Origin of the sequence: Collimonas antrihumi, assembly GCF_018304965.1 — a bacterium.
Taxonomy (GTDB): Bacteria; Pseudomonadota; Gammaproteobacteria; order Burkholderiales; family Burkholderiaceae_D; genus Collimonas; species Collimonas antrihumi.
In genome coordinates, this window is record NZ_JAGQED010000054.1 from 1 (window position 1) to 3890 (window position 3890).

Consider the following 3890-nt stretch of genomic DNA (forward strand, 5'->3'; position numbering starts at 1 on the left):
AGGTTCTTTAACAATTAACAGTCGATAAGTGTGGGCGTTTGATGGAAGTGCAGCGTCATTCATGTAAATGGATGGCGTATAACTTAAAACATTAAATGTTCACAGAAGAAGAAAATAGGCGCTTTCGCAAGAAAGTGGCCTGTCAGTATTTTGAGTGAGCGATAGCAGAGATGCTAGGCAGCAATGCCACAAAACAGAGATTGAACTGAAGAGTTTGATCCTGGCTCAGATTGAACGCTGGCGGCATGCCTTACACATGCAAGTCGAACGGTAACAGGGAGCTTGCTCCGCTGACGAGTGGCGAACGGGTGAGTAATATATCGGAACGTACCTTTGAGTGGGGGATAACTAGTCGAAAGATTAGCTAATACCGCATACGATCTACGGATGAAAGCGGGGGACCCGTAAGGGCCTCGTGCTCATAGAGCGGCCGATATCTGATTAGCTAGTTGGTGAGGTAAAGGCTCACCAAGGCTTCGATCAGTAGCTGGTCTGAGAGGACGACCAGCCACACTGGGACTGAGACACGGCCCAGACTCCTACGGGAGGCAGCAGTGGGGAATTTTGGACAATGGGGGCAACCCTGATCCAGCAATGCCGCGTGAGTGAAGAAGGCCTTCGGGTTGTAAAGCTCTTTTGTCAGGGAAGAAACGGGATGTCCTAATACGGTGTCCTAATGACGGTACCTGAAGAATAAGCACCGGCTAACTACGTGCCAGCAGCCGCGGTAATACGTAGGGTGCAAGCGTTAATCGGAATTACTGGGCGTAAAGCGTGCGCAGGCGGTTATGTAAGACAGGTGTGAAATCCCCGGGCTTAACCTGGGAATGGCATTTGTGACTGCATGGCTAGAGTGTGTCAGAGGGGGGTAGAATTCCACGTGTAGCAGTGAAATGCGTAGAGATGTGGAGGAATACCGATGGCGAAGGCAGCCCCCTGGGATAACACTGACGCTCATGCACGAAAGCGTGGGGAGCAAACAGGATTAGATACCCTGGTAGTCCACGCCCTAAACGATGTCTACTAGTTGTCGGGTCTTAATTGACTTGGTAACGCAGCTAACGCGTGAAGTAGACCGCCTGGGGAGTACGGTCGCAAGATTAAAACTCAAAGGAATTGACGGGGACCCGCACAAGCGGTGGATGATGTGGATTAATTCGATGCAACGCGAAAAACCTTACCTACCCTTGACATGTACGGAATGCTGAAGAGATTTGGCAGTGCTCGAAAGAGAGCCGTAACACAGGTGCTGCATGGCTGTCGTCAGCTCGTGTCGTGAGATGTTGGGTTAAGTCCCGCAACGAGCGCAACCCTTGTCATTAGTTGCTACGAAAGGGCACTCTAATGAGACTGCCGGTGACAAACCGGAGGAAGGTGGGGATGACGTCAAGTCCTCATGGCCCTTATGGGTAGGGCTTCACACGTCATACAATGGTACATACAGAGGGCCGCCAACCCGCGAGGGGGAGCTAATCCCAGAAAGTGTATCGTAGTCCGGATTGTAGTCTGCAACTCGACTACATGAAGTTGGAATCGCTAGTAATCGCGGATCAGCATGTCGCGGTGAATACGTTCCCGGGTCTTGTACACACCGCCCGTCACACCATGGGAGCGGGTTTTACCAGAAGTAGGTAGCCTAACCGCAAGGAGGGCGCTTACCACGGTAGGATTCGTGACTGGGGTGAAGTCGTAACAAGGTAGCCGTATCGGAAGGTGCGGCTGGATCACCTCCTTTCTAGAGTTTGCATGAAAGTCAAGCGTCCACACTTATCGTCTGTTAGTTAAGAAGAACAGGTATCGGTCAAAGGCTGCGGCATGAGAGTGCTGAAGTTGATGGTAGGCTCGTACTGATCCAAGCGGGTCTGTAGCTCAGTTGGTTAGAGCACCGTGTTGATAACGCGGGGGTCGTTGGTTCGAGCCCAACCAGACCCACCACAAGTTTCGGGGGTTTAGCTCAGCTGGGAGAGCACCTGCTTTGCAAGCAGGGGGTCGTCGGTTCGATCCCGTCAACCTCCACCAAGTTTCCTTGGTGTGAAATGTAAAATATCAAACCTAAGTCGGCGCAACGAATTTTATTATTCAGGCGCGCTGGGATTTAGGTTTGGTCTTTTGAAGATCAAAAGCAATAACTGTTCTTTAACAATCTGGAAGAAGTAAAGATTCGTCAATTGACGTGAAGATGTGAAAGCATCGACATGATGATTGATGGGTATGATTGTATCAAATCAAAAAGTATGTAAAGAGTTCTCAAAAGAGCATGTCGGCGAAAGCTGATGTGTAATGCGATAACACTTTGGATACGGCAAACGCTAAACTCATAGAAATACCTCTATAACCGCTTTTTGGCTGTGAACGCAGCCAGAGGCTAACGTTATAGGGACAAGTGAATAAGTGCACATGGTGGATGCCTTGGCGATATCAGGCGATGAAGGACGTAGTAGCTTGCGATAAGCTGCGGGGAGCTAGCAAACAAGCTTTGATCCGCAGATTTCCGAATGGGGAAACCCGGCCCTAGTGGTCATTGCAACCTGAATACATAGGGTTGCAAAGCGAACGCGGCGAACTGAAACATCTAAGTAGCTGCAGGAAAAGAAATCAACCGAGATTCCCAAAGTAGTGGCGAGCGAAATGGGAACAGCCGCAAGTTTTAGCAGTGGACATAGTAGAACGACTTGGAAACGTCGGCCATAGAGGGTGATAGCCCCTTATACGAAATGCTCATTGTGGAACTAAGCTTGCAACAAGTAGGGCGGGACACGTGTAATCCTGTCTGAACATGGGGGGACCATCCTCCAAGGCTAAATACTCGATATCGACCGATAGTGAACCAGTACCGTGAGGGAAAGGCGAAAAGAACCCCGGAAGGGGAGTGAAATAGATCCTGAAACCGTGTGCATACAAACAGTAGGAGCGGACTTGTTCCGTGACTGCGTACCTTTTGTATAATGGGTCAGCGACTTACATTCAGTGGCAAGCTTAACCGTATAGGGAAGGCGTAGAGAAATCGAGTCCGAATAGGGCGTTCAGTCGCTGGGTGTAGACCCGAAACCAAGTGATCTACTCATGGCCAGGATGAAGGTGCGGTAACACGCACTGGAGGTCCGAACCCACTAATGTTGAAAAATTAGGGGATGAGCTGTGGGTAGGGGTGAAAGGCTAAACAAACTTGGAAATAGCTGGTTCTCTCCGAAAACTATTTAGGTAGTGCCTCAAGTATCACCATCGGGGGTAGAGCACTGTTATGGCTAGGGGGTCATCGAGACTTACCAAACCATTGCAAACTCCGAATACCGATGAGTGCGAGCTTGGGAGACAGACGCCGGGTGCTAACGTCCGACGTCAAGAGGGAAACAACCCAGACCGCCAGCTAAGGTCCCAAAGATTGGCTAAGTGGCAAACGAAGTGGGAAGGCTAAAACAGTCAGGAGGTTGGCTTAGAAGCAGCCATCCTTTAAAGAAAGCGTAATAGCTCACTGATCGAGTCGTCCTGCGCGGAAGATGTAACGGGGCTAAGCCAGTCACCGAAGCTGCGGATATCCGTAAGGATATGGTAGGAGAGCGTTCTGTAAGCCTGCGAAGGTGTCTTGTAAAGGATGCTGGAGGTATCAGAAGTGCGAATGCTGACATGAGTAGCGATAATGGGGGTGAAAAGCCTCCACGCCGTAAGCCCAAGGTTTCCTGTTCAACGTTCATCGGAGCAGGGTGAGTCGGCCCCTAAGGCGAGGCAGAGATGCGTAGCTGATGGGAAGCAGGTTAATATTCCTGCACCGTCGTTAGATGCGATGGGGGGACGGATCGCGGAAGGTTGTCCGGGTGTTGGAAGTCCCGGTTTCTGTATCAGAGAAGGCTGTTAGGCAAATCCGGCAGCGTAATTCAAGGGTATGGGACGAG

The 3890-nt window shown here is 50.5% G+C and carries 2 tRNA genes and 2 rRNA genes; all 4 read left to right on the forward strand.

Features of this window, described 5'->3' with window-relative positions:
• The first annotated feature begins 202 nt into the window (after positions 1–202).
• Positions 203–1735 (forward strand): 16S ribosomal RNA (locus KHU29_RS21865).
• 123 nt (positions 1736–1858) lie between these two features.
• Positions 1859–1935 (forward strand) — tRNA-Ile (locus KHU29_RS21870).
• A gap of 8 nt (positions 1936–1943) precedes the next feature.
• Positions 1944–2019 (forward strand) — tRNA-Ala (locus KHU29_RS21875).
• A 358-nt stretch (positions 2020–2377) separates the two neighbouring features.
• Positions 2378–3890, forward strand: a 23S ribosomal RNA gene (locus tag KHU29_RS21880); the annotation flags it as partial.